Origin of the sequence: Streptococcus sp. M334, from assembly GCF_000187745.1 — a bacterium.
Taxonomy (GTDB): Bacteria; Bacillota; Bacilli; order Lactobacillales; family Streptococcaceae; genus Streptococcus.
In genome coordinates, this window is the sequence record NZ_GL732490.1 from 82,089 (window position 1) to 108,369 (window position 26,281).

Sequence of the window (26,281 nt, forward strand, 5' to 3'; positions counted from 1 at the left end):
GAAAAAACTCCTGAGAAATCCCAAGAGAATGTGATTGATTATTTAAAGTTGAATCCTTCGTAAATAAGCTCTGCTTTGGGATTTTGTTTCTTAATCTGTTTGGAGAGTGACTTCATCATAGAAAGAGGACCACACATATAGAAGCTTGCATGTTCGGGCACTTCTTTTTGTTCAAAATTAAGATAGCCATCTTTCCTACTGTCTACTAGATGGAGTTCAAAATTAGGATTTTTCTGAGCATAGTCACGGAGCAAGTCTAGGTAGACTGCATTTTCTTCTCCACGGAAGCTATAGTAGAAGTGAACCTGTTTATCTAAAATAGGATGTTCACGGATGTAAGAGATGAAGGGGGTAATCCCAATACCTCCAGCAATCCAAATCTGATTTTTTCGTCCTTGGTTGATGATCATGTGTCCGTAAGCTCTGTCTACGCTTACTTTGCTGCCGACTTGAAGATTGTCATAGATATTCTTGGTATGGTCACCTGAATTTTTAACAGTAAAGTAAAGCGTTTGACCATGACCTCCTGAGATAGAAAAGGGATGCGGAGCACTTTCAAAACCTTCTTGGAAAATCTTTAGGAAGGCAAATTGTCCTGCTTGATAGTTGAAAGGTCTGCTAAGATGGATTTGAATTTCTCTAGTATCGTGATTTAAGCGTTTGAGATTGGTAATTTTCCCTAGATAGGGGAAGCCAATCTTTTGATAAAGGAAGATGATATAAAAACCAGCCACTAATCCTAAAAGGGCATAGCTACCAACAAGAAAACTTAGAAGATTAAATGTAAGAAGACGATTGCCCATCATCATGTAGACGTGAAAGAGTCCGAAAATATAAGCTAGGTAAACTAGACGGTGAATCCATCGCCAAGCTTCGTATTGGATGTATTTGCCTAAATAGGCTACAAGGATGATGCTGACAAAGATATAGATGGCAAGGTTGCCAAACTGAGCAGCTAAGCGAGAGCCCCACAAACCGCCCATACTAAAGTTATGAAAGATGAGTAGAATAATGGAGAGAAAGGCTGTGAATTTGTGGACGGTGTAGACCTTTTCCAAACCGTGAAACCAGCTTTCTAGTAGTGGGAGACGAGTGGCGAGGATAAAAGTCAGAGATAGGCTTGTTAAAGCTAGTCCTGGAATCATGAATTGGGGAGAAGTGCTCATCCAAGTCAAAATAGTCAAGACAAAACTAGCTATGATAAAGAGTAGTCCTTTGAGTGATTTCATAAAAAATTCCATTTCATTTAGATTTGTTGTAAACAAATTTGTTACATTTTATCATAGAAAAAGTATGATGTCAAATTGAGTTCTATAAATATCTACTCTCATCAAAAAAACTCTCCAATTGAACTGGAGAGTGGCTGTTTATTCTGCAGCTTGTTGCCAACGTTTTGCTAGCATATGAGATAGGCTCGAAATTGCTAGGTTAAAGCTGAAGTAGATGAGGGCAATCAGGATATAAAGACTAAAGACTTGCTCTGGTTCGAAATAACGGCCCATGAGAATTTGGCTAGCTCCAAAGAGTTCTTGTAGGGCGATAACAGAGTAGAGAAGACTGGTATCCTTAATTACGGTTACAAACTGGGAAATGATGGCTGGCAACATTTTGCGGATGGCTTGTGGAAGAATGATGTGGTAGAGGATTTGGGCTGAGGTGAAGCCCTGTGACATTCCTGCTTCGTACTGTCCCTTGTCTACGGCATTGAGACCGCCTCGGATAATCTCAGCCAAGGCTGCTGATGTAAAGAGGGTAAAGGCAGTAATACCTGCTGGTGTGGATTTCATCTTGAAAACTAAAAAGATAGTAAAGATCCAGAGAAGGTTGGGAACGTTGCGCACAAACTCGATGTAAATGCTGGAAATAATACGCAAGATAGGATTTTTCCCATTTCTCATGACGGCTAGCACTGTGCCGATAAGTGTAGCGAGGACGATGGCAATCAGAGAAATATAGAGGGTCAAGCCAAATCCTTTAAAGATAAAGATTAGGTTATCTGGGGTCAAAACTTCTAAAATGGATTCCATAGTAACCTCCTAAAGTGAATAGGCTTTTTTATTAGTTTGCTCTATCTTGCGACCAAACTGGGCAACAGGGAAGCATAGAGAAAAGTAGAGAAGGGCAGCACCTAGAAAGGCTGGGATGTAGTTTCCGTTGAGAGCTGACCAAGACTTGGTCACAAACATCAAGTCCACTCCAGAGATGATAGCGACTGTAGAGGTATTCTTGATGAGGTTGACGATTTGGTTGGTCAAAGGAGGGAGGATAATACGGAAGGCCTGTGGCAAGATAATTAAGCGCATGGCACTGATATAGGTAAAACCTTGCGACAAGGCGGCCTCCATCTGACCGCTAGGAATAGACTGAATCCCTGAGCGAATCACCTCAGCAATATAGGCACCGTGATAGAGTCCCACGCAGAGAACGGCTGTCCAATAAATTGGAATCATGATGATATGGTCACTGATAAGAGGTAGGCCATAAAAAACGATGACAAACTGCACCAAGAGGGGAGTGTTTTGGTAAAACTCCACAAAGATGCGAGCTAAAATGCGTAAAATTGGACGTTTACTAGTTGACATGGCTCCAAATAAGATGCCTAAGACCATGGCTAGGATAAAGGATCCGATCGCTAGGGCAAGGGTGAAGAGGAAACCGTTGAAAAATTGTCCAAAATCCTGAAAATAGGCAGTCCAAGATGATAAATCTGTCATGATGTGTCCTCCTTAATCTGCGGTATGGCTAGATGGTTTGAGCTTGTAACGGTCATAAAGTTTTTGCAAACTGCCATCTTTGCTCCATTTGGTGACCAAGTTATCAAGATAATCGTTGAGCTCTGTATTTGATTTCTTGGTAACGATACCATAGTCAGATGGCTTGAAACTATCATCTAGTAGAGCTGTTCGTTTACTAGTGTAGCCAGACAGAATCGAGCGATCAACGGAAAAGGCATCAATACGGTGTGCATGAAGGGAAGTAATCAATTCTGGGTAGGAACCGAGCTCGACGAATTTAAAGGTCAGGCCTTTCTTTTTACCCAGTTCGGTAATCAGGCGTTGGGTAATGGAACCTTGGGCAACTCCGATGGTTTTTCCGTTTAAGTCCTCAATGCTTTTGATTTTGGCAGATTTATTGACCAAAAAGCCAGATGCGTCCGTGTAGTAGGGACTGGTAAAGTTGTAGAGTTTTTTGCGTTCATCTGTGATGGTAAAGGTCGCGATATCCATATCAACCTGTTCATTATCTAGAAGGGGTCCACGAGTTTGCGCTGTAACAGGAACATAGCGAACCTTGACCTTGAGTTCATCTGCTACCATCTTAGCCAAGTCGGTTTCAATACCAGAATAGGTCCCAGTCTTAGGATCCTTATAGCCGAAATTGGGAACGTCTTGTTTGACACCAACAACCAGCTCGCCTCTCTTTTGAATGTCTGCGACACTGGTATCAGCCTGAACTGGTTTTGTAGCAGCAAGACCGAAAAGGCTAATCAATAATGCGGATAAAAAGAATTTCTTTTTCATAGGCGCCTCCTTATTTAACTTTGTCACTTTCGTGGTTGATGATTTTGCTGAGAAATTGTTGGGCACGAGGTTCGCTTGGATTGTCGAAAAAGTCATCAACATCTGTCGTATCCACCAAAACCTCTCCGTCAGCCATAAAGATGATGCGATCCGCAACTTCACGGGCAAAGCCCATTTCATGGGTAACGACAATCATATTCATACCATCGTGGGCTAATTTTTGCATAACTGCCAGAACATCGCCGATGGTTTCAGGATCAAGGGCAGATGTTGGTTCATCAAAGAGGAGGAGTTCCGGATGCATAGCGAGTCCACGCGCGATGGCAATCCGTTGTTTTTGTCCACCAGATAGCATGGCTGGATATGAATCTTTCTTGTCCCACATATTTACAAATTCTAGATATTTTTGGGCTGTTTTTTCAGCTTCTTTTTTATCAATTCCTAGAACTTTTATGGGTGCGAGTGTTACGTTTTCTAACACTGTTTTATGCGGATAGAGATTAAAATGTTGGAAAACCATGCCGACTTCCTTACGAAGAGGCACTAAATCTTTCTGGCTGGCACCAGCAACTTGGTGGCCATTGACTAGAAGACTTCCTTTATCAACAGCCTCTAAACCATTGATGGTACGGATAAGAGTGGACTTCCCAGAACCAGAAGGGCCAAGGAGGACAACAACTTGTCCTTTTTCAAAACGGAGATTGATGTCGCGGAGTGCATGGTAGTCTCCGTAATATTTTTCGACGTGTTCAAATTCTACTAAAGCCATAAGGGATCTCCTTTGTGTTAGATTTTATAACATGATTCTACACCAAAAGATTTGTCTTGTCAAATCATATCTGAAAAAATTCACTAAAATTTTATAAAAAGGCAATCTGGATAGAGAAAAAGCCTAAATCGTGTTATAATGAAGCAATAGAATTCTTAGAAAGAGTGGATGTCTTTTTGATAACACCTACTTATGAATGGCAGTTTGCCCCGCAGGTTGAAGATGCGGATTTTACAAAGATAGCCAAGAAGGCTGGACTGGGTCCTGAGGTGGCTCGGTTATTATTTGAAAGAGGGATTCAGGACCAAGAAAGTCTGAAGAAGTTTTTAGAACCATCCTTGGAGGACTTGCATGATCCTTATCTGCTCCATGATATGGACAAGGCAGTGGCTCGGATTCGTCAGGCCATTGAAGAAGGGGAAAATATTCTCATCTATGGAGACTACGATGCGGATGGCATGACTTCAGCTTCGATTGTGAAGGAAAGTTTGGAACAGCTTGGTGCCGAGTGCCGTGTTTACTTGCCAAATCGTTTTACTGATGGCTATGGACCTAATGCCAGTGTTTACAAATATTTTATCGAGCAAGAAGGAATTTCCTTGATTGTGACAGTGGACAATGGGGTTGCTGGTCATGAAGCTATTGAATTGGCTCAGTCTATGGGAGTAGATGTCATTGTGACTGACCACCATTCCATGCCTGAAACCTTACCAGATGCCTATGCTATTGTCCATCCTGAACATCCAGATGCGAACTATCCTTTCAAATATTTGGCTGGTTGTGGAGTTGCTTTCAAGCTGGCTTGTGCCCTGTTAGAAGAAGTACAAGTGGAATTGCTTGATTTGGTCGCTATTGGTACCATTGCAGATATGGTGAGTTTGACAGATGAGAACCGTATTCTAGTTCAATATGGTCTGGAAATGTTGGGGCACACTCAGCGCATTGGTCTACAAGAAATGCTGGACATGGCTGGGATTGCTGCTAACGAGGTGACAGAAGAGACAGTTGGTTTCCAGATTGCCCCTCGTTTGAATGCCTTGGGTCGCTTGGATGATCCTAATCCTGCCATTGATTTGCTGACTGGATTTGACGACGAGGAGGCGCATGAGATTGCCCTTATGATTCATCAGAAAAACGAAGAGCGCAAGGAAATCGTCCAGTCTATCTATGAAGAAGCTAAGACCATGGTGGATCCTGAGAAGAAGGTCCAGGTTTTGGCCAAGGAAGGCTGGAATCCTGGGGTTCTAGGTATCGTGGCTGGTCGTTTGTTGGAAGAACTAGGGCAGACAGTCATCGTTCTCAATATAGAGGACGGTCGTGCCAAGGGTAGTGCTCGTAGCGTGGAAGCGGTCGATATTTTTGAGGCTCTGGATCCTCATAGAGACCTCTTCATAGCCTTTGGTGGCCATGCTGGCGCAGCAGGAATGACGCTGGAAGTGGAGAAACTCTCAGATTTATCTCAGGTTTTGGAAGATTATGTCCGTGAAAAAGGTACAGATGCTGCTGGCAAGAACAAGTTAAACTTAGATGAAGAGCTAGACTTGGAGACACTTAGCTTGGAAACGGTCAAAAGTTTTGAACGTTTAGCTCCCTTTGGAATGAACAATCAGAAACCTGTCTTTTATATCAAGGATTTTCAGGTCGAAAGTGCCCGTACTATGGGGGCAGGCAATGCCCATCTCAAGTTGAAAATTTCCAAAGGTGAGGCGAGTTTTGAAGTGGTAGCCTTCGGTCAAGGCAGATTGGCAACAGAATTTGCCCAAACCAAGAATCTAGAGTTGGCAGTTAAATTGTCTGTCAACCAATGGAATGGTCAAACTGCCCTCCAGTTGATGATGGTGGATGCGCGTGTGGAGGGTGTTCAACTCTTTAACATTCGTGGGAAGAATGCAGTCTTACCAGAAGGGGTTCCAGTCTTGGATTTTGCTGGAGAACTGCCAAATCTGGTGGTTAGTGAAGCTATTGTCGTAAAAAACATTCCTGAGGATATTGCCCTGCTGAAGACCATTTTTCAGAAACAGAATTTTTCCGCTGTCTATTTCAAAAATGACATTGACAAGGCCTATTATCTGACAGGTTATGGGACTAGAGAGCAGTTTGCCAAATTGTACAAGACTATTTACCAGTTCCCAGAGTTTGATATTCGCTACAAGCTGAAGGATTTGGCTACTTATCTTAATATTCAACAAATCTTGCTGGTCAAGATGATTCAAGTGTTTGAAGAACTAGGCTTTGTGATCATCAAAGATGGGGTCATGACAGTCAATAAAGAGGCACCGAAGCGGGAAATCGGAGAAAGTCAGATTTATCAAAAGCTGAAACAAACCGTCAAAGACCAAGAAATGATGGCGCTGGGTACCGTGCAAGAAATTTATGACTTTTTAATGGAAAAAGAATAGCAGATAGGAAAGAGTTGGGCAACCAGCTCTTTTTTGAAAATAAATCTTCATTTTGAAAATCATCAAAAAAATGGTATAATGGTAGGAAAAGATTCGGCTAAAAGTAATAGTGCTTTTAGAATAAAAGGGCAAGCAACCCTATAATCAAGATAAATTAAGCTTTCGGAGGAAAAATGAGTAATATCAGTTTAACAACACTTGGTGGTGTACGTGAAAATGGGAAAAATATGTATATCGCTGAAATCGATGGGTCTATTTTCGTTTTGGATGCAGGTCTAAAGTACCCTGAAAATGAACAACTAGGGGTGGATGTCGTCATTCCAAATATGGACTACCTTTTTGAAAACAGTGACCGTATAGCAGGAGTCTTCTTGACCCATGGGCATGCGGATGCCATTGGTGCTCTTCCTTATCTCTTGGCTGAAGCCAAGGTACCTGTATTTGGGTCTGAGCTGACCATTGAGTTGGCCAAACTCTTTGTCAAAGGAAATGACACGGTTAAGAAATTCAATGATTTCCATGTCATTGATGAAGATTCGGAGATTGATTTTGGAGGAACTGTGGTGTCCTTCTTCCGTACGACCCACTCTATCCCAGAAAGTTTGGGTGTGGTCTTGAAGACAGCTGAAGGTAGCATCGTTTATACAGGTGACTTCAAATTTGACCAGACAGCTAGTGAATCCTATGCGACAGACTTCGCTCGTTTGGCAGAAATCGGTCGTGATGGAGTTCTGGCTCTTCTTAGCGATTCAGCCAATGCGGACAGTAATATCCAAGTGGCTAGCGAAAGTGAAGTTGGGGACGAGATCACTCAAACCATTGCAGACTGGGAGGGCCGTATCATCGTTGCGGCAGTAGCCAGCAACCTCTCTCGTATCCAGCAGGTGTTTGATGCTGCGGATGCAACAGGCCGCCGTGTGGTCTTGACAGGATTTGATATTGAAAATATCGTCCGCACTGCTATTCGCCTTAAGAAATTATCTCTAGCTAACGAAAGTCTTTTGATTAAACCAAAAGATATGTCTCGTTTTGAAGACCATGAGTTGATTATCCTTGAGACAGGTCGTATGGGTGAGCCTATCAACGGTCTTCGCAAGATGTCGATTGGTCGCCACCGTTATGTGGAAATCAAGGACGGTGACCTAGTTTATATTGTAACCACTCCATCTATCGCCAAAGAGGCGGTCATGGCGCGTGTGGAAAACATGATTTACCAAGCTGGTGGGGTTGTCAAACTGATCACCCAAAGTTTGCGTGTGTCAGGGCACGGAAATGCGCGTGATTTGCAGTTGATGATTAATCTCTTGCAACCTAAGTATCTCTTCCCGATTCAGGGGGAATACCGTGAGTTGGATGCCCATGCTAAGGCTGCTATGGCGGTTGGAATGTTGCCAGAACGCATTTTCATCCCTAAAAAGGGAACTAGCATGGCTTATGAGAATGGAGATTTTGTCCCAGCTGGAGCAGTTTCGGCAGGGGATGTCTTGATTGACGGGAATGCCATTGGTGATGTTGGAAATGTGGTTCTTCGTGACCGCAAGGTCTTGTCAGAGGATGGTATCTTCATCGTCGCAATCACCGTTAACCGTCGTGAGAAAAAAATTGTGGCCAAGGCCCGTGTTCATACGCGTGGATTTGTTTATCTCAAGAAGAGTCGTGATATTCTCCGTGAAAGTTCAGAATTGATTAACCAGACGGTAGAAGAGTATCTTCAAGGAGATGACTTTGACTGGGCAGATCTTAAAGGGAAGGTTCGTGATAATCTTACCAAGTATCTCTTTGACCAAACCAAGCGTCGTCCAGCTATTTTACCAGTAGTCATGGAAGCAAAATAATCGTTGAAATAAATAGAGAGAAAGTCGAGTTTCGGCTTTTTCTTATAGAAAAATAGAGGAAAAAATTATGGCAGTAATGAAAATTGAGTATTACTCACAAGTTTTGGATATGGAGTGGGGAGTGAATGTTCTTTACCCCGATGCCAATCGAGTGGAAGAACCAGAGTGTAAAGATATCCCTGTCTTGTACCTTTTGCATGGGATGTCTGGCAACCATAATAGCTGGCTCAAGCGGACCAACGTAGAACGCTTACTTCGAGGAACTAATCTCATCGTTGTCATGCCCAATACCAGCAACGGTTGGTACACTGATACCCAGTATGGTTTTGACTATTACACAGCTCTAGCAGAGGAATTGCCACAGGTTCTGAAACGCTTCTTCCCTAACATGACCAGTAAGCGTGAAAAGACCTTTATCGCTGGTCTCTCTATGGGAGGCTACGGTTGCTTTAAACTGGCTCTTGCTACAAATCGTTTTTCTCATGCAGCTAGTTTTTCAGGTGCCCTTAGTTTTCAAGATTTTTTTCCTGAGAGCCAAAATTTGGGAACACCAGCTTATTGGAGAGGTGTGTTTGGGGAGATTAAAGATTGGACAGCTAGCCCCTATTCTCTTGAAAGTCTGGCTAAAAAGTCGGACAAAAAGACCAAGCTGTGGGCTTGGTGTGGCGAGCAGGACTTCTTGTATGAAGCCAATAATCTAGCAGTGAAAAATCTCAAAAAATTAGGTTTTGATGTGACCTATAGCCATAGTGCTGGAACCCACGAGTGGTACTACTGGGAAAAACAATTGGAACGGTTCTTAGCAACCCTACCGATTGATTTCAAATTAGAAGAGAGATTGTCATAATTTAGCTTTCTTTCAGCTTGTTTTAGTAAAATAGACTTTATTTGCTAGAAAGGTGGGGAGACATGCGCTGGATTTTTCGTTTGATAGGGGCTTTCTTTTCTTTTGTGTGGCGTTTGTTTTGGCGCCTAGTTTGGATATCCGTGCTCCTATGTGCTCTTGCTTTCGGACTTCTCTGGTATCTAAACGGGGATTTTCAAGGAGCGCTAAAGGAAGCAGAACGGTCAGTCAAGATTGGTCAACAAAGTATCAACCAATGGGGAAAAACAGGGCAACTGCCTAAGTTGAACCAGACAGATAGTCACCAACACTCTGAAGGAAGGTGGCCGCAGGCTTCAGCTCGTATTTACCTAGATCCCCAGATGGATTCACGCTTTCAAGAAGCTTACTTAGAAGCGATTCAGAACTGGAATCAAACGGGTGCTTTTAACTTTGAAATCGTGACTGAGTCTAGTAAGGCGAATATTATGGCTACGGAGATGAATGACGGAGGCACTCCTGTGGCAGGAGAAGCGGAAAGTCAGACCAACCTCTTAACAGGACAATTCTTGTCTGTCACGGTGCGTCTGAATCACTATTATCTGTCCAATCCTGACTATGGCTATTCCTATGAGCGTATTGTCCATACGGCAGAACATGAGTTAGGGCATGCGATTGGCTTGGACCATACAGATGAGAAGTCTGTCATGCAACCTGCAGGTTCCTTTTATGGTATCCAGGAAGAGGATGTCGCAAACCTCCGAAAATTATATGATACCAATGAGTAGGGAACTACCTTTCCCTACTTTTTTGCTATAATGGAACTATGAATAACTTGATTAAATCAAAACTAGAGCTCTTGCCGACCAGCCCTGGTTGCTACATTCACAAGGATAAAAACGGTACGATTATCTATGTAGGAAAGGCTAAAAATCTGCGTAATCGCGTGAGGTCCTATTTCCGTGGAAGTCATGATACTAAGACAGAGGCTCTGGTATCTGAAATTGTGGATTTTGAATTTATCGTTACGGAGTCCAATATTGAGGCACTTCTCCTAGAAATTAATCTGATCAAGGAAAATAAGCCTAAATACAATATCATGCTCAAGGATGACAAGTCCTATCCTTTCATCGAAATTACCAATGAGCGCTATCCTCGTTTGATTATTACCCGTCAGGTCAAAAAGGACGGCGGTCTCTACTTTGGACCTTACCCAGATGTGGGGGCAGCCAATGAAATCAAGCGGCTGCTGGATCGGATTTTCCCTTTTCGTAAGTGTACAAACCCACCGTCTAAGGTCTGTTTTTACTATCATATCGGTCAATGTATGGCCCATACCATCTGTAAGAAGGACGAGGCCTACTTCAAGTCTATGGCTCAGGAGGTTTCTGATTTTCTGAAAGGGCAGGATGATCAAATTATCGATGATCTCAAGGGGAAAATGGCAGTGGCAGCCCAGACTATGGAGTTTGAACGTGCGGCGGAATACCGTGATCTGATTCAGGCGATTGGAACGCTTCGAACCAAGCAGCGGGTCATGGCTAAGGATCTCCAAAATCGGGATGTCTTTGGCTACTATGTGGACAAGGGATGGATGTGTGTTCAGGTTTTCTTTGTCCGTCAGGGAAAACTCATTGAGCGGGATGTCAATCTCTTTCCCTACTACAATGATCCGGATGAGGACTTTTTGACCTATGTGGGACAATTTTATCAAGAAAAATCTCATCTAGTTCCCAATGAGGTACTGATTCCGCAGGATATCGATGAAGAAGCCGTTAAGGCTTTGGTGGATACCAAGATTCTTAAGCCTCAGCGTGGAGAGAAAAAACAGCTGGTCAATTTGGCTATAAAAAATGCACGAGTCAGCCTAGAGCAGAAATTCAATCTGCTAGAAAAATCTGTCGAAAAGACACAAGGAGCTATTGAAAATCTAGGACGTTTGCTCCAAATCCCAACCCCAGTTCGTATCGAATCTTTCGATAACTCCAACATCATGGGGACCAGTCCTGTTTCAGCCATGGTGGTCTTTGTCAATGGGAAGCCAAGTAAAAAAGATTATCGTAAGTACAAGATAAAAACCGTTGTTGGGCCGGACGACTATGCCAGTATGAGAGAAGTCATTCGCAGGCGCTATGGTCGAGTACAGCGTGACGGTTTGACTCCGCCAGATTTGATTGTGATTGATGGGGGACAAGGTCAAGTCAATATCGCCAAGCAAGTTATCCAAGATGAACTAGGCTTGGATATTCCAATTGCTGGGCTGCAAAAGAATGACAAGCACCAAACCCATGAATTGCTCTTTGGAGATCCGCTTGAGGTGGTGGAGTTATCTCGCAATTCTCAGGAATTTTTCCTCCTCCAACGCATTCAAGATGAGGTGCACCGCTTTGCCATTACTTTCCATCGCCAACTGCGCTCTAAAAATTCCTTTTCTTCACAACTGGATGGAATTGAAGGGCTGGGACCTAAACGCAAGCAAAATCTCATGAAGCATTTCAAGTCTTTGACCAAAATCAAGGAAGCCAGTGTGGATGAGATTGTCGAAGTTGGAGTACCAAGAGCAGTTGCAGAAGCTGTGCAGAGGAAGTTGAACCCGCAGGAGGCAGAAGCCTTGCCTCAAGTGGCGGAAAAGAGAGTAGATTACCAAACGGAAGGAAACCACAATGAACCATAAAATCGCAATTTTATCAGATATTCATGGAAATGCGACGGCTTTAGGAGCAGTGATTGCAGATGCTAAAAATCAAGGAGTCAGTGAATACTGGCTTCTAGGAGATATTTTTCTTCCCGGTCCAGGTGCAAATGACTTGGTCGCTCTGTTAAAGGACCTTCCTATCACAGCCAGTGTTCGAGGCAATTGGGATGATTGTGTCCTTGAGGCCTTGGATGGTGAATATGGTTTGGAAGATCCACAAGAAATCCAGTCAATGCGAATGACCCAGTTTTTGATGGAGCGAATGGATCCTGCAACGATTGTCTGGTTACGAAGCTTGCCTTTGCTGGAAAAGAAAGAGGTTGATGGGTTGCGCTTTTCTATCTCTCATAATTTACCTGACAAAAATTATGGGGGTGACTTGTTGGTTGGGAATGATACAGAAAAATTTGACCAACTGCTAGATGAGGAAACGGACGTGGCAGTCTATGGTCATGTCCACAAGCAGTTGCTTCGTTATGGCAGTCAAGGGCAACAAATCATCAATCCAGGGTCGATTGGCATGCCCTATTTTAATTGGGAGGCGTTAAAAAATCACCGTGCCCAGTATGTCGTGATAGAGGTTGAAGATGGGGAATTGATAAATATCCTATTTCGTAAAGTCGCTTATGACTATGAAGCGGAGTTGGAATTGGCCAAGTCCAAGGGACTTCCCTTTATCGAAATGTATGAAGAGTTGCGAAGAGAAGACAACTATCAGGGGCACAATCTGGAACTATTAGCAAGCTTAATAGAAAAGCATGGGTATGTAGAAGATGTGAAGAATTTTTTTGATTTTTTGTAAGAGTTTCCTAAAATAACCGATGTAAACTAAAAAAGCGATTGGCTGGTCCAATCGCTTTTAGTATATCTTACTGTAACTGAGATTTATCTGGAAGGTAAGAACCACCTAGATAAGTATTACTAAGTTTTTCAAGTGTTCCGTCTTGATAGAGTTCTTTGAGCGCTTTATCAAATTTCTCTTTAAACTCCTTTTGGTCGCTTGAGAAAACGATATAGTTGTTGGGGCTATCAGCAGAAGGTAAGTCAACGACTGAGAGATCTAAGCCACGGTCCTTGATAATCTTTTGGACGGATACCTTGTCAAAGACTAGGAAATCAAACTCTCCGTTAGAGAGGTCTAGGATTCGTTTACCGATATCCTCTCCAGAAAAATCGATAGTAGCGGGATTGTCAGTGTGTTTTTGATTCCAGTTATTGATGAATTGAGCGTTTGAAGTTCCGGTATCCTCTTGAGTTGTTTTGCCAGCGATTTGGTCAAGAGAAGTTAAAGGATTTTTCTTGTTGCTGACGAGGACGAGGGGATTGTTTGAAATTGGAAGTGAGTAGAGGTATTTTTCAGCACGCTCTTTTGTGTAACTCAAATTATTTGCTGCAGCCTGATAGTGACCAGAATCAAGTCCTGGGAAGATACTCTCCCAGGCGGTTCTTTGAAATTGAATCTCGTAGTCGCTGAGTTTTTCATCCACTGCTTTTAGAACTTCTATATCGAAGCCTGTCAAATTTCCCTTATCTTCGTAGTCAAATGGTGGCACGTCGCCAGCTGTAGCAACGACGATTGCCTTTTGAGAATTAGTCTCTTTGGGTGTGGATTGATTCCCACAGGCAACTAAAAAGGGGATGATGGCTAGTAATAGGCTGAATTTTTTCATAATATCTCCATTCAAATGTAAAGTACTTGCTAGTTTATCAGAAACTTTCCTGATGAACCAGTATATATTTTTTATGGTTGTGATAAAAAAACTTAATCATGAAAAATCCCTGCAAGCTCTTTCAAAATATGGTAAAATGGAAGCAGTAGAATTAGAAAAGGAAATCGATTATGAAATTTCTTGAATTAAACAAAAAACGTCATGCGACTAAGCAGTTCACTGATAAGCCTGTTGATCCAAAAGATGTGCGTACGGCTATCGAAATTGCAACCTTGGCACCAAGCGCCCACAATAGCCAGCCTTGGAAATTTGTGGTGGTTCGTGAGAAAAATGCTGAACTGGCAAAATTAGCTTATGGTTCCAACTTTGAACAGGTATCATCAGCGCCTGTAACTATTGCCTTATTTACAGACACAGATTTGGCTAAACGTGCTCGTAAGATTGCCCGAGTTGGTGGTGCTAATAACTTTTCTGAAGAACAACTTCAATATTTCATGAAGAATTTGCCTGCGGAATTTGCACGCTATAACGAACAGCAAGTCAGCGACTACCTAGCTCTCAATGCAGGTCTGGTTGCCATGAATTTGGTTCTTGCTCTTACAGATCAAGGAATTGGCTCAAATATGATCCTTGGTTTTGACAAATCACAAGTCAATGAAGTTTTGGACATCGAAGACCGTTTCCGCCCAGAACTTTTGATTACGGTAGGCTATACGGACGAAAAATTAGAACCAAGCTACCGCTTGCCAGTAGATGAAATCATCGAGAAAAGATAGAAGGAAGATAATATGACAGCAATTGATTTTACAGCAGAAGTAGAAAAACGCAAAGACGACCTCTTGGCTGACTTGTTTAGCCTTTTGGAAATCAACTCAGAACGTGATGATAGCAAGGCTGATGCTGAGCATCCATTTGGACCTGGTCCAGTAAAAGCCTTGGAGAAATTCCTTGAAATCGCAGACCGTGATGGTTATCCAACTAAAAATGTTGATAACTACGCAGGACATTTCGAGTTTGGTGATGGAGAAGAAGTTCTCGGAATCTTTGCCCACATGGACGTGGTGCCTGCTGGTAGCGGTTGGGACACAGACCCTTACACACCAACTATCAAAGACGGTCGCCTTTATGCGCGTGGAGCTTCGGACGACAAGGGTCCTACAACAGCTTGTTACTATGGTTTGAAAATCATCAAAGAATTGGGCCTTCCAACATCTAAGAAAGTCCGTTTCATTGTTGGAACAGACGAAGAATCAGGCTGGGCAGATATGGACTACTACTTCGAGCACGTAGGACTTGCGAAGCCAGACTTTGGTTTCTCTCCAGACGCTGAGTTCCCTATCATCAACGGTGAAAAAGGAAATATTACTGAATACCTCCACTTTGCAGGTGAAAATGCAGGTGATGCCCGTCTTCATAGCTTCACAGGTGGTTTGCGTGAAAATATGGTGCCTGAATCAGCAACAGCGGTTGTTTCAGGAGATTTGACTGACTTGCAAGCTAAACTAGATGCTTTTGTTGCAGAACACAAACTTAGAGGAGAACTCCAAGAAGAAAACGGCCAATACAAGGTGACGATCATTGGTAAATCAGCCCACGGTGCTATGCCTGCTTCAGGTGTCAATGGTGCGACTTACCTAGCCCTCTTCCTCAGCCAGTTTGACTTTGCTGGTCCAGCCAAAGACTACCTTGACATCGCTGGTAAGATTCTCTTGAACGACCATGAGGGTGAAAATCTCAAGATTGCCCATGTGGATGAAAAGATGGGTGCTCTTTCTATGAATGCGGGTGTCTTCCGCTTCGATGAAACAAGTGCTGATAATACCATTGCCCTTAATATCCGCTATCCAAAAGGAACAAGTCCAGAGCAAATCAAGTCAATCCTTGAAAACTTGCCAGTTGCTTCTGTTAGCCTTTCTGAACATGGACATACGCCTCACTACGTGCCAATGGAAGATCCACTTGTCCAAACCTTGTTGAATGTCTATGAAAAACAAACTGGACTTAAGGGTCACGAGCAAGTCATCGGTGGTGGAACCTTTGGTCGCTTGCTAGAACGAGGTGTTGCCTACGGTGCTATGTTCCCAGACTCGATTGATACCATGCACCAAGCCAATGAATTTATCGCCTTGGATGATCTCTTCCGAGCAGCAGCAATTTATGCCGAAGCTATTTATGAATTGATCAAATAAAACGATAGAAGTCTGAGATCTTATGCTTAGACTTCTTTTTGGAGGGAAAGTAGATGTCTCAAATTGAAAGAATCAAGCAGGCTATTATGGCGGATCCACAGAATGTCGACTATACAAAGCGTGGCATTGAGCCTCTCTTTGCAGCGCCAAAGACTGCTCGCATCAATATCATCGGTCAAGCGCCTGGTCTTAAAACCCAAGAAGCAGGCCTTTACTGGAAGGACAAAAGTGGCGATCGTTTGCGGGACTGGCTAGGTGTGGATGAAGATACCTTTTACAACTCAGGTTATTTTGCTGTTCTGCCTATGGATTTTTACTTTCCAGGACATGGTAAGTCAGGAGATTTACCGCCTAGAGCAGGCTTTGCAGAAAAATGGCATCCGCAGCTCTTGCAAGAATTACCCGATATCCAGTTGACCCTCTTGATTGGCCAGTATGCCCAAGCCTACTATTTACAGGAGAAAGTCAGTGGCAAGGTGACAGAACGGGTAAAACATTACCAGAACTACTTGCCAGCCTATTTTCCACTAGTTCACCCCTCACCTCGAAATCAAATCTGGATGGCCAAAAATCCTTGGTTTGAGTCAGAAGTGGTGCCAGATTTGAAAAAAAGAATTAAAACCATTTTATAGTCAATGAAAATCAAAGAGCAAACTAGGAAGCTAGCCGCAGGCTGTACTTGAGTACGGTAAGGCGACGCTGACGTGGTTTGAAGAGATTTTCGAAGAGTATTAGGAGAAAAAGAATGAAAGAAATTACCTTTGACGCATTTTACCAGCTTTATCAAAACGGTCAACTTTCTTTAGTGGACGTGAGAGAAGTGGATGAGTTTGAAGCTCTTCACTTAGAAGGTGCCCACAATCTACCGCTTAGTCAATTAGCTGATAGCTATAATCAGTTGGACAAGGACCAGTTTCATTATGTCATTTGTAAAGCTGGAATGAGATCAGCGCGTGCTTGCCAATTCTTATCAGAACAAGGTTATGAGGTTATCAATGTTCAAGGTGGTATGATGGCCTTTGAAGAACTTTAAAAATTTGCATTTCTCCTAATTGGTGTAGACTGAGTAGGAGAGTTTTATTTTTAGACAATTCATACTTTTTAGAATCTTAAAAACATTTAACATTTTGCTTCGTGATGCTTTTTTCAGACTTCTAATCGTGGTATACTAGGTCAGTATTTTATAAATATGAAGGAGATTTTCATGGCTAAAAAAGGTGCCCTAACAGGTTTGCTCCTGTTTGGAATATTTTTTGGTGCGGGAAACTTGATTTTTCCGCCTTCTCTAGGTGCTTTATCTGGAGAACATTTTCTTCCTGCCATCGCAGGTTTTGTCTTTTCAGGCGTCGGTATCGCCGTCTTGACCCTTATTATTGGAACGCTAAATCCTAAAGGATATATTCACGAGATTTCAACAAAGATAGCGCCTTGGTTTGCGCCTCTGTACCTCGTAGTTCTCTATTTGTCAATTGGTCCATTCTTTGCTATCCCACGTACTGCTACAACGGCTTACGAAGTAGGGATTAGCCCTCTTCTGTCGGATGCAAATAAAGGTCTGGGCTTGATTGTCTTTACAGTTCTGTATTTTGCAGCAGCCTATTTGATTTCGCTTAATCCATCAAAAATCTTAGACCGTATCGGCCGTATTTTAACACCAGTCTTTGCTATTTTGATTGTTATCTTGGTTGTCCTAGGAGCTTTCAAATACGGTGGAACAAGTCCTCAAGCTGCTTCAGCTGCTTATCAAGCTTCTGCCTTTGGGACAGGTTTCCTCGAAGGTTACAATACCTTGGATGCCCTTGCCTCTGTTGCTTTTAGTGTAATCGCAGTTCAAACCTTGAAACAACTTGGCTTCTCAAGTAAGAAAGAATACATTTCAACTATTTGGGTTGTTGGTATCGTTGTTGCCCTTGCCTTCAGCGCTCTTTATATCGGTTTAGGTTTCCTTGGAAATCATTTCCCAGTACCAGCTGAGGCGATGAAGGGTGGAACACCAGGTGTTTACATCTTGTCACAAGCCACTCAAGAAATCTTTGGTTCAACAGCTCAACTCTTCCTGGCAGCTATGGTTACCGTAACCTGCTTTACAACAACTGTTGGTTTAATTGTGTCAACAGCTGAGTTCTTTAATGAGCGTTTCCCACAAGTCAGCTACAAGGTTTATGCGACAGCCTTTACCTTGATTGGATTTGCGATTGCCAATTTGGGTCTTGATGCGATTATCAAGTACTCAATCCCTGTGCTGGTTATTTTGTACCCAATCACCATTGCCATCGTTATGATTGTCATTGTCAACAAATTTGTAGCTCTTTCAAAACCAGGTATGCAGTTGACAATTGCAGTGGTTACAGCTATTGCCATTGCAAGCGTACTAGGAAGCTCATTTAAAGTTGAGTTTCTTGCAAATCTTGTCAAGGCTCTTCCTTTTGCTAAGGCATCACTCCCATGGTTGGTGCCAGCCATTGTCGGAATCTTGCTCTCATTGGTTCTACCAAACAAGCAAGAAAGTGATGTTTTTGAAATGGAATAATCACTAATACTCTTCGAAAATCTCTTCAAACCGCGTCAACGTCGCCTTGTCGTACTCAAGTACAGCCCGTGGCTAGTTTCCTAGTTTGCTCTTTGATTTTCATTGAGTATAAAATCACTTTTGTAGCCAGTCTACAGGAGTGATTTTCTTTTTTTATCCGATGATAAATGTGTTATAATAGGTAGCAAAAGAGGTGAAAAAATGAATCAAACAGTAGAATATATCAAAGAATTGACAGCCATTGCGTCTCCAACCGGCTTCACTCGTGAGATTTCGGACTATTTAGTCAAGACTCTAGAAGGTTTTGGTTACCAGCCGGTTCGCACAGCCAAGGGTGGTGTCAATATAACTATCAAAGGGCAAAATGATGAAGAGCATCGCTATGTGACTGCCCATGTGGATACACTGGGTGCTATTGTCCGTGCTGTCAAATCAGACGGCCGTCTCAAATTGGACCGTATCGGTGGCTTCCCTTGGAATATGATTGAAGGAGAAAATTGTACCGTTCATGTGGCTAGTACAGGTGAAAAAGTATCAGGAACCATCCTTATCCACCAAACTTCTTGCCATGTCTACAAGGATGCAGGAACTACAGAACGCACGCAGGACAATATGGAAGTGCGTTTGGACGCAAAAGTAACTAATGAAAAAGAAACTCGTGCCTTGGGAATTGAAGTCGGTGATTTTATCAGCTTTGACCCACGAACTGTCGTGACAGAGACAGGCTTTATCAAATCTCGTCATTTGGACGATAAGGTCAGTGCAGCGATTTTGCTTAACCTGCTTCGTCTTTATAAGAAAGAGAAGATTGAATTGCCAGTTACAACCCATTTTGCTTTTTCAGTTTTTGAAGAAGTGGGACACGGTGCTAATTCTAACATTCCTGCCCAGGTAGTAGAATATCTGGCTGTGGATATGGGAGCCATGGGCGATGACCAGCAAACAGATGAGTACACAGTATCTATCTGTGTAAAGGATGCTTCAGGTCCTTATCACTATGACTTCCGTCAACACTTAGTGGCCTTGGCCAAAGAGCAAGATATTCCATTTAAGTTGGATATCTACCCATTTTATGGTTCTGACGCTTCAGCAGCCATGTCTGCAGGGGCAGAGGTTAAACATGCTCTTCTTGGTGCTGGTATCGAGTCTAGCCACTCTTATGAGCGTACCCATATTGACTCGGTGGTCGCAACGGAACGTATGGTTGATGCCTATCTTAAGAGCGCATTGGTAGACTAATATGTGTCTTATTTGCCAGAGAATTGAGCTCATCAAGAAGGGAGAAAATCCCTATTTTGTCAAAGAGTTGGAAACAGGCTACCTTGTAATCGGAGATCACCAGTATTTTGCAGGCTATAGTCTCTTTCTAGCCAAGGAACACGTTACCGAATTGCACCATTTGAAAAAGGAGACAAGGCTCCGTTTTCTAGAAGAAATGAGTGTGGTCCAAGAGGCGGTTGCTAAGTCCTTTGCTGCTGAGAAAATGAATATCGAACTGCTAGGCAATGGTGATGCACATATCCACTGGCATCTTTTTCCTAGAAGAAGAGGTGATATGAATGGCCATGGTCTCAAGGAACGTGGTCCAGTTTGGTGGGTTCCTTTTGAAGAAATGACAGCAGAAACCTGCCAAGCAAAACCGGATGAGATTAAAAGATTAGTCAAACGTCTATCGTTAGAAGTAGATAAACTATTAGAAATAAAGGAGTAGAAATGAAAAAAAGATACCTTATCTTGACAGCTTTGCTAGCCTTGAGTCTAGCAGCTTGTTCACAAGAAAAAGCAAAAAATGAAGATGGCGCAGCTAAGACAGAACAAACCGCCAAGTCTGATGGAACAGTTGGCAGTAAGTCTCAAGGAGCTGCCCAGAAAAAAGCAGAAGTGGTTAACAAAGGAGACTACTACAGCATCCAAGGGAAATACGATGAAATCATCGTAGCCAACAAACACTATCCATTGTCTAAAGACTATAATCCAGGGGAAAATCCAACAGCTAAGGCAGAGTTGGTCAAACTCATCAAAGCTATGCAAGAGGCAGGTTTCCCAATCAGCGATCATTACAGTGGCTTTAGAAGTTATGAAACTCAGACCAAGCTCTATCAAGATTATGTCAATCAAGATGGGAAAGAAGCTGCCGACCGTTATTCTGCTCGACCTGGCTATAGCGAACACCAGACAGGTTTGGCCTTTGATGTGATTAGCACAAATGGAGAATTGGTGACAGAAGAAAAAGCGGCCCAATGGCTCTTGGACCATGCAGCTGATTATGGCTTTGTTGTACGTTATCTCAAAGGCAAGGAAAAGGAAACAGGCTATATGGCTGAAGAATGGCACCTTCGTTATGTCGGAAAAGAAGCTAAAGAAATTGCTGAGAGTGGTCTCAGTTTGGAAGAATACTATGGCTTTGAAGGCGGAGATTACGTCGATTAATACTCTTCGAAAATCTCTTCAAACCACATCAGCGTCGCCTTACCGTATGTGTAGGATACTGACTACGTCAGTTCCATCTACAACCTCAAAGCTGTACTTTGAGCAGCCTACGGCTAGCTTCCTAGTTTGCTCTTTGATTTTCATTGAGTATAAAAAAAAACAAACTTTTCTCTTGCAATTCTAGATAAATAGTGTATAATAGATGGGTATGTGTAAAGCATACTTGTGGGAGGTAAAAATCTTTAATTACCGCCAAAACCACAAAGGAGGATTTAAAAATGGCTAAAAAAGTCGAAAAACTTGTAAAATTGCAAATCCCTGCTGGTAAAGCTACACCAGCTCCACCGGTTGGACCTGCTCTTGGTCAAGCTGGTATCAACATCATGGGATTCACAAAAGAGTTCAACGCTCGTACAGCTGACCAAGCTGGTATGATCATTCCAGTTGTTATCTCAGTTTACGAAGATAAATCATTTACTTTCATCACTAAAACACCACCAGCTGCTGTTCTTTTGAAAAAAGCTGCAGGTGTTGAAAAAGGATCAGGTACACCTAACAAAACTAAAGTTGCTACAGTTACTCGTGCACAAGTACAAGAAATTGCAGAAACTAAGATGCCAGATTTGAACGCAGCAAACGTAGAGTCTGCAATGCGTATGATCGAAGGTACTGCTCGTTCTATGGGATTCACTGTTGTTGACTAATCAATAACACAGTAGAAAATCTCACAGCAGTCTATTAGTTGCTTTTCATACTAGGCAAGTGACTGAAGCTTGTACTTGGGTACAGCAAGGGAGCTTAACGAAGTAGGAAAAGAATCTAATAGACTGAAAACCCGCAAGACTTCATCATTTCGAGGAGTGACGTGGGAGATGAAAATCGATTGAACCACTTACAAGGAGAATAGAAAATGGCTAAAAAAAGCAAACAACTTCGTGCTGCTCTTGAGAAAATCGACAGCACAAAAGCATACAGCGTAGAAGAAGCTGTAGCACTTGCAAAAGAAACTAACTTTGCAAAATTTGACGCAACTGTAGAAGTTGCTTACAACTTGAACATTGACGTTAAAAAAGCTGACCAACAAATCCGTGGAGCAATGGTATTGCCAAACGGTACTGGTAAAACTTCACGCGTTCTTGTTTTCGCACGTGGTGCAAAAGCTGAAGAAGCAAAAGCTGCTGGTGCAGACTTTGTTGGTGAAGATGACCTTGTTGCTAAAATCAACGACGGTTGGTTGGACTTCGACGTGGTTATCGCTACACCTGACATGATGGCTCTTGTTGGACGTCTTGGACGTGTCCTTGGACCACGTAACTTGATGCCAAACCCTAAAACTGGTACTGTAACAATGGATGTTGCAAAAGCAGTTGAAGAGTCTAAAGGTGGTAAAATCACTTACCGTGCTGACCGTGCAGGTAACGTTCAAGCAATCATCGGTAAAGTATCATTTGAAACTGAAAAATTGGTTGAAAACTTCAAAGCTTTCAACGAAACAATCCAAAAAGCAAAACCAGCTACAGCTAAAGGAACTTACGTAACAAACTTGACTATCACAACTACTCAAGGTGTTGGTATCAAAGTTGACGTAAACTCACTTTAATCAGTAGTTTATAAAAGAGAAAACGAGTACGAAAGTGCTCGTTTTTTTAGGTACGACGACATGTCGTTTATCTGAGGTGTAAGTCCTTTGTGGGTAGAACCTGTTAGCGATTCTCAAGTCTGACGCTGGAAATAAGAATCTGCAGAGGAAGGGATAGAGAAATAGTAGGTCTACGAATAGAAAGGTGGAGGTTCGTAGAGCGGATGAAGATGAGAGCAATTCCAAAGTACAAAAAATAGTCGTAATCCATACGTTTAAATGATGGGAGGAGTTGAATTCGAACTAGAGAGGTGACTAATAGATTTATGCTATAGTCATGGCGTACTATATGCTTTTGACTCTAGTTTATCAAATAATAGATTAGAATTGTCAGATAATATAATTTTATGTTATAATGAAGAAAAAACAGAGGTGTTCAAATGTCAGAAGCAGGTCATAAGTTTTTAGCAAAACTGGGGAAAAAACGCTTACGTCCAGGTGGAAAACGTGCCACAGATTGGTTAATTGCAGAAGGAGGATTTTCAAAAGAAAAGAGAATACTAGAAGTTGCGTGTAATAGGGGAACTACAGCAATTGAGTTGGCACAGCGTTTTGGTTGTAAGATAACTGCTGTTGATATGGATGGACAAGCTTTAGAAGTGGCTAAAAAATCTGCTGAAACGGCAGGTGTTGGGCATCTAATCAGGTTTGAAAGAGCCAATGCAATGAAACTTCCTTATGAAGATGCTAGTTTTGATATTGTTATAAATGAAGCTATGCTGACTATGCAAGCCGATCAAGCTAAGAAAAAATGTGTAATGGAATATCTAAGGGTATTAAAACCTGAAGGTCTTCTCTTGACACATGATGTGCTTCTTAAGGAAGCTAAAGAGTCTGTCAGACAGGAATTGTCACAAGCAATTCATGTAAATGTAGGCCCTTTAACTCAAGATGGTTGGGAACAGGTGATGATAGAATCAGGTTATCGTGATGTGAAAGTATTGACTGGTGAAATGACATTAATGAAATTATCAGGTATGATTTATGACGAAGGTTGGCTAGGAACCTTGAAAATTTGTGTAAATGCTTGTAAAAAGGAGAATAGAAAGCAGTTTTTAACTATGTATAAAATGTTTGCTAAGAATAAACAGAAATTGGGTTTTATTGCTATGGCTAGCTATAAATCGTCAAATCGTTAGATAATTATTGAAGTTAACTTTTCCTTTTTTCTTTCTTAAAAAATATGCTATAATAGAGAGTAAAAAACTTTGAAAGAAAGAAAAAAAAGATGAATTTAAAAGATTACATTGCAACAATTGAAAATTATCCGAAGGAAGGAATTACCTTCCGTGATATCAGTCCTTTGATGGCTGATGGGAATGCTTATAGCTATGCTGTTCGTGAAATCGTTCAGTATGCTACTGACAAGAAAATCGACATGGTCGTGGGACCTGAGGCGCGTGGATTTATCGTGGGCTGTCCAGTTGCCTTTGAGTTGGGAATTGGTTTTGCGCCTGTTCGTAAGCCAGGTAAATTGCCACGTGAAGTTATTTCTGCTGACTATGAAAAAGAGTACGGTGTTGATACCTTGACTATGCACGCGGATGCCATCAAGCCAGGTCAACGTGTTCTTATCGTAGATGATCTCTTGGCAACAGGTGGAACTGTTAAGGCAACCATCGAGATGATTGAAAAACTTGGCGGTGTTGTAGCAGGTTGTGCCTTCCTTGTTGAATTGGATGAATTGAACGGCCGTGAAAAAATCGGTGACTACGATTACAAAGTTCTGATGCATTATTAATGAAAAACAGTCCCTAGGGCTGTTTTCTCTACATTAGGATATAAAAATAGACTATAGCTAGTTAGAGAAAAAGTATAATTGAAAACTATATCTTCTTGCAGTATAATAAAAGGACTAAGTGTTTGAGATTTAGTTTTATACTCAATGAAAATCAAAGAGCAAACTAGGAAACTAGCTGCAGGCTGCTCAAAGTACAGCTTTGAGGTTGTAGATGGAACTGACGTAGTCAGTATCCTACACATACGGCAAGGCAACGTTGACGCGGTTTGAAGAGATTTTCGAAGAGTTTCAAACATATGCAATTATTCCTGAAAGAGTACAGTTAGGAGAGGGTTATGCCGATTCGAATTGATAAAAAATTACCAGCTGTTGAGATTTTACGGACAGAGAATATCTTTGTCATGGATGATCAACGTGCAGCCCACCAAGATATCCGTCCTTTGAAGATTTTAATCTTAAATCTCATGCCACAAAAAATGGTCACAGAGACCCAGTTGTTGCGCCATTTGGCCAATACACCCCTGCAACTGGATATTGATTTTCTCTATATGGAAAGCCATCGTTCTAAGACAACTCGTTCAGAGCACATGGAGACCTTTTATAAAACTTTTCCTGAAGTTAAGGACGAGTATTTTGATGGGATGATTATCACAGGTGCTCCAGTTGAGCATTTACCATTTGAGGAAGTGGACTATTGGGAGGAATTCAGTCAGGTAATCGAGTGGTCCAAGACCCATGTCTATTCGACCCTTCATATCTGTTGGGGGGCTCAGGCAGGACTCTATCTGCGTTATGGGGTGGAAAAATACCAGATGGACAGTAAATTATCAGGTATCTATCCTCAGGACACCTTAAAGGAAGGTCACCTTCTCTTTAGAGGCTTTGACGATAGCTACGTTTCCCCTCATTCACGGCATACGGAAATTTCTAAGGAAGAGGTCTTAAACAAAACCAATCTCGAGATTTTATCAGAAGGACCTCAGGTTGGGGTTTCTATTTTGGCCAGTCGTGATTTACGAGAAATTTATAGTTTTGGGCATTTGGAATATGACCGTGATACCTTGGCAAAAGAGTATTTTAGGGATCGTGACGCAGGTTTAGACCCACATATTCCAGAAAATTACTTTAAGGATGATGATGTCAATCAGACACCTTGTCTTTGTTGGTCTTCATCAGCAGCCCTCTTTTTCAGTAACTGGGTGAACTATGCGGTCTATCAGGAAACCCCTTTTGACTGGAGAAAAATTCAAGATGATGCATCTGCATTTGGGTATTTATAAGAGGAATTATGACATATTTAGACGCTTTTAAATCAGGGAACTTGGTTTTACCGAGTGCCCTGCTCTTGCATTTTAAGGAACTCTTTCCTTCCAGCGACGATTTTCTGGTCTGGCAATTTTTCTATTTGCAAAATACGACAGGTTTGGAAGAAATGTCGCCAAGCCAGATTGCTGACAGGATTGGCAAGGAAATTTCGGATGTCAACCAGTCCATTTCCAATCTGACGGAGAGGGGACTGCTTCAGTATCGTACTATCGAATTAAATGGCGAAATTGAATTGCTTTTTGATGCTAGTTTGGCTTTGGAACGTTTGGATGACTTGCTTGGAGTCGCTCATTTAAGTTCAGACCAGTTGACACCTCAAAACCAGCTCAAGGATTTGGTGGAAACCTTCCAGCAGGAGTTGGGACGCTTGTTGACGCCTTTTGAGATTGAGGATTTGACCAAGACCCTAAAAGAAGATGGAACCAGTGCTGATTTGATTAAGGAAGCTCTTCGTGAAGCGGTTTTGAATGGAAAACCAAACTGGAAGTACATCCAGGCGATTTTGAGAAACTGGCGCCATGAAGGTATCAAAAGTGTGGCTCAAATCGAGGCTAAGCGAGCAGAGAGAGAAGCAAGCAATCCTCAGTTGACACAGGTGTCGGCAGATTTCAGAAATGCCATGGATCTCTGGAAGGATTAATCCATGGCAGCAGGCTTGAAATTCTAGTAAGATTTGCAAGCTGTGTCTAATTGTGATAAAATAAATAGAAAATA

At 42.1% G+C, this 26,281-nt stretch carries 26 protein-coding genes; 20 read left to right on the top strand and 6 right to left on the bottom strand.

Translation table 11 applies throughout. The annotated features are described in order from the left end of the window. Positions 1-38 precede the first annotated feature (38 nt). The 5 genes from HMPREF0851_RS12685 to HMPREF0851_RS12705 all read right to left on the bottom strand — a co-directional run bounded on the left by HMPREF0851_RS12685 (position 39) and on the right by HMPREF0851_RS12705 (position 4,290). Positions 39-1,229: a ferric reductase-like transmembrane domain-containing protein gene (locus HMPREF0851_RS12685; RefSeq protein WP_000838557.1), complete on the bottom strand. Its 1,191-nt coding sequence runs from the start codon at positions 1,227-1,229 to the stop codon at positions 39-41. Between the two features lie 138 nt (positions 1,230-1,367). Next, positions 1,368-2,027 carry an amino acid ABC transporter permease gene (locus HMPREF0851_RS12690; RefSeq protein WP_000443850.1) on the bottom strand — a complete coding sequence of 220 codons (660 nt, stop codon included), beginning with the start codon at positions 2,025-2,027 and terminating at the stop codon, positions 1,368-1,370. Between the two features lie 9 nt (positions 2,028-2,036). Continuing rightward, complete coding sequence (locus HMPREF0851_RS12695) at positions 2,037-2,714, bottom strand: amino acid ABC transporter permease (protein ID WP_000131153.1); 678 nt, start codon at positions 2,712-2,714, stop codon at positions 2,037-2,039. Positions 2,715-2,726: 12 nt separating this feature from the next. After that, on the bottom strand, positions 2,727-3,521 hold the full coding sequence (locus HMPREF0851_RS12700) for a transporter substrate-binding domain-containing protein (protein ID WP_000726178.1): 795 nt from the start codon (positions 3,519-3,521) through the stop codon (positions 2,727-2,729). Between the two features lie 10 nt (positions 3,522-3,531). After that, complete coding sequence (locus tag HMPREF0851_RS12705; RefSeq protein ID WP_001229569.1) at positions 3,532-4,290, bottom strand: amino acid ABC transporter ATP-binding protein; 759 nt, start codon at positions 4,288-4,290, stop codon at positions 3,532-3,534. 176 nt (positions 4,291-4,466) lie between these two features. Between HMPREF0851_RS12705 and recJ the strand changes: the two genes are divergently transcribed. The 6 genes from recJ (at position 4,467) to HMPREF0851_RS12735 (ending at position 12,844) form a co-directional block, all read left to right on the top strand. Further along, a complete protein-coding gene (recJ, locus tag HMPREF0851_RS12710) occupies positions 4,467-6,689 on the top strand; it encodes a single-stranded-DNA-specific exonuclease RecJ (protein WP_025169898.1) in 2,223 nt (740 codons plus the stop codon). 173 nt (positions 6,690-6,862) lie between these two features. Further along, a complete protein-coding gene (locus tag HMPREF0851_RS12715; protein ID WP_000065604.1) occupies positions 6,863-8,524 on the top strand; it encodes a ribonuclease J in 1,662 nt (553 codons plus the stop codon). 67 nt (positions 8,525-8,591) lie between these two features. Next, complete coding sequence (locus HMPREF0851_RS12720; RefSeq protein WP_000290031.1) at positions 8,592-9,371, top strand: alpha/beta hydrolase; 780 nt, start codon at positions 8,592-8,594, stop codon at positions 9,369-9,371. A 62-nt stretch (positions 9,372-9,433) separates the two neighbouring features. Beyond that, a complete protein-coding gene (locus HMPREF0851_RS12725; RefSeq protein ID WP_001267188.1) occupies positions 9,434-10,135 on the top strand; it encodes a M57 family metalloprotease in 702 nt (233 codons plus the stop codon). Between the two features lie 38 nt (positions 10,136-10,173). Beyond that, the gene (gene uvrC / locus HMPREF0851_RS12730; RefSeq protein WP_001061114.1) at positions 10,174-12,021 is read left to right on the top strand and encodes an excinuclease ABC subunit UvrC; all 1,848 of its coding nucleotides are present in this window, start codon (positions 10,174-10,176) and stop codon (positions 12,019-12,021) included. Further along, complete coding sequence (locus HMPREF0851_RS12735) at positions 12,011-12,844, top strand: metallophosphoesterase family protein (protein ID WP_001015764.1); 834 nt, start codon at positions 12,011-12,013, stop codon at positions 12,842-12,844. The genes uvrC and HMPREF0851_RS12735 overlap by 11 nt, the downstream gene beginning before the upstream one ends. Before the next feature lie 67 nt (positions 12,845-12,911). Here HMPREF0851_RS12735 and HMPREF0851_RS12740 read toward each other — a convergent pair whose 3' ends face one another. Further along, entirely contained in the window at positions 12,912-13,712 is an 801-nt protein-coding gene (locus tag HMPREF0851_RS12740; RefSeq protein ID WP_000714612.1) for an amino acid ABC transporter substrate-binding protein, read from the bottom strand. A 170-nt stretch (positions 13,713-13,882) separates the two neighbouring features. Here HMPREF0851_RS12740 and HMPREF0851_RS12750 point away from each other — a divergent pair, with 170 nt between their 5' ends. The 14 genes from HMPREF0851_RS12750 to HMPREF0851_RS12815 all read left to right on the top strand — a co-directional run bounded on the left by HMPREF0851_RS12750 (position 13,883) and on the right by HMPREF0851_RS12815 (position 26,207). Then, positions 13,883-14,488: a nitroreductase family protein gene (locus tag HMPREF0851_RS12750; protein ID WP_000670186.1), complete on the top strand. Its 606-nt coding sequence runs from the start codon at positions 13,883-13,885 to the stop codon at positions 14,486-14,488. A gap of 12 nt (positions 14,489-14,500) precedes the next feature. Further along, positions 14,501-15,901, top strand: coding sequence for a dipeptidase PepV (gene pepV / locus HMPREF0851_RS12755; RefSeq protein ID WP_000125030.1), 1,401 nt, complete (start codon positions 14,501-14,503; stop codon positions 15,899-15,901). 53 nt (positions 15,902-15,954) lie between these two features. Continuing rightward, positions 15,955-16,533 carry a uracil-DNA glycosylase family protein gene (locus HMPREF0851_RS12760; RefSeq protein ID WP_000078139.1) on the top strand — a complete coding sequence of 193 codons (579 nt, stop codon included), beginning with the start codon at positions 15,955-15,957 and terminating at the stop codon, positions 16,531-16,533. A gap of 113 nt (positions 16,534-16,646) precedes the next feature. After that, a complete protein-coding gene (locus HMPREF0851_RS12765; protein ID WP_000659163.1) occupies positions 16,647-16,934 on the top strand; it encodes a rhodanese-like domain-containing protein in 288 nt (95 codons plus the stop codon). 171 nt (positions 16,935-17,105) lie between these two features. Beyond that, positions 17,106-18,431: a branched-chain amino acid transport system II carrier protein gene (gene brnQ / locus HMPREF0851_RS12770; protein WP_001074568.1), complete on the top strand. Its 1,326-nt coding sequence runs from the start codon at positions 17,106-17,108 to the stop codon at positions 18,429-18,431. 201 nt (positions 18,432-18,632) lie between these two features. After that, complete coding sequence (locus HMPREF0851_RS12775) at positions 18,633-19,670, top strand: M42 family metallopeptidase (RefSeq protein ID WP_001077211.1); 1,038 nt, start codon at positions 18,633-18,635, stop codon at positions 19,668-19,670. Position 19,671: 1 nt separating this feature from the next. Continuing rightward, on the top strand, positions 19,672-20,142 hold the full coding sequence (locus tag HMPREF0851_RS12780) for an HIT family protein (RefSeq protein WP_000335621.1): 471 nt from the start codon (positions 19,672-19,674) through the stop codon (positions 20,140-20,142). A 2-nt stretch (positions 20,143-20,144) separates the two neighbouring features. Beyond that, positions 20,145-20,861 (top strand): LD-carboxypeptidase LdcB/DacB, encoded by a 717-nt coding sequence (gene ldcB / locus HMPREF0851_RS12785; RefSeq protein ID WP_000747753.1) that lies wholly within the window; start codon positions 20,145-20,147, stop codon positions 20,859-20,861. Positions 20,862-21,139: 278 nt separating this feature from the next. Next, the gene (gene rplK / locus HMPREF0851_RS12790) at positions 21,140-21,565 is read left to right on the top strand and encodes a 50S ribosomal protein L11 (RefSeq protein ID WP_001085807.1); all 426 of its coding nucleotides are present in this window, start codon (positions 21,140-21,142) and stop codon (positions 21,563-21,565) included. Between the two features lie 206 nt (positions 21,566-21,771). After that, on the top strand, positions 21,772-22,461 hold the full coding sequence (gene rplA / locus HMPREF0851_RS12795) for a 50S ribosomal protein L1 (protein ID WP_001085679.1): 690 nt from the start codon (positions 21,772-21,774) through the stop codon (positions 22,459-22,461). Positions 22,462-22,880: 419 nt separating this feature from the next. Continuing rightward, a complete protein-coding gene (locus tag HMPREF0851_RS12800) occupies positions 22,881-23,639 on the top strand; it encodes a class I SAM-dependent methyltransferase (protein ID WP_001287237.1) in 759 nt (252 codons plus the stop codon). 89 nt (positions 23,640-23,728) lie between these two features. Further along, positions 23,729-24,241 (top strand): adenine phosphoribosyltransferase, encoded by a 513-nt coding sequence (locus HMPREF0851_RS12805; RefSeq protein ID WP_001049320.1) that lies wholly within the window; start codon positions 23,729-23,731, stop codon positions 24,239-24,241. 335 nt (positions 24,242-24,576) lie between these two features. Next, on the top strand, positions 24,577-25,521 hold the full coding sequence (metA, locus tag HMPREF0851_RS12810) for a homoserine O-acetyltransferase MetA (protein ID WP_001122716.1): 945 nt from the start codon (positions 24,577-24,579) through the stop codon (positions 25,519-25,521). Positions 25,522-25,529: 8 nt separating this feature from the next. After that, the gene (locus tag HMPREF0851_RS12815) at positions 25,530-26,207 is read left to right on the top strand and encodes a DnaD domain-containing protein (RefSeq protein WP_000221589.1); all 678 of its coding nucleotides are present in this window, start codon (positions 25,530-25,532) and stop codon (positions 26,205-26,207) included. Positions 26,208-26,281: the final 74 nt, after the last annotated feature.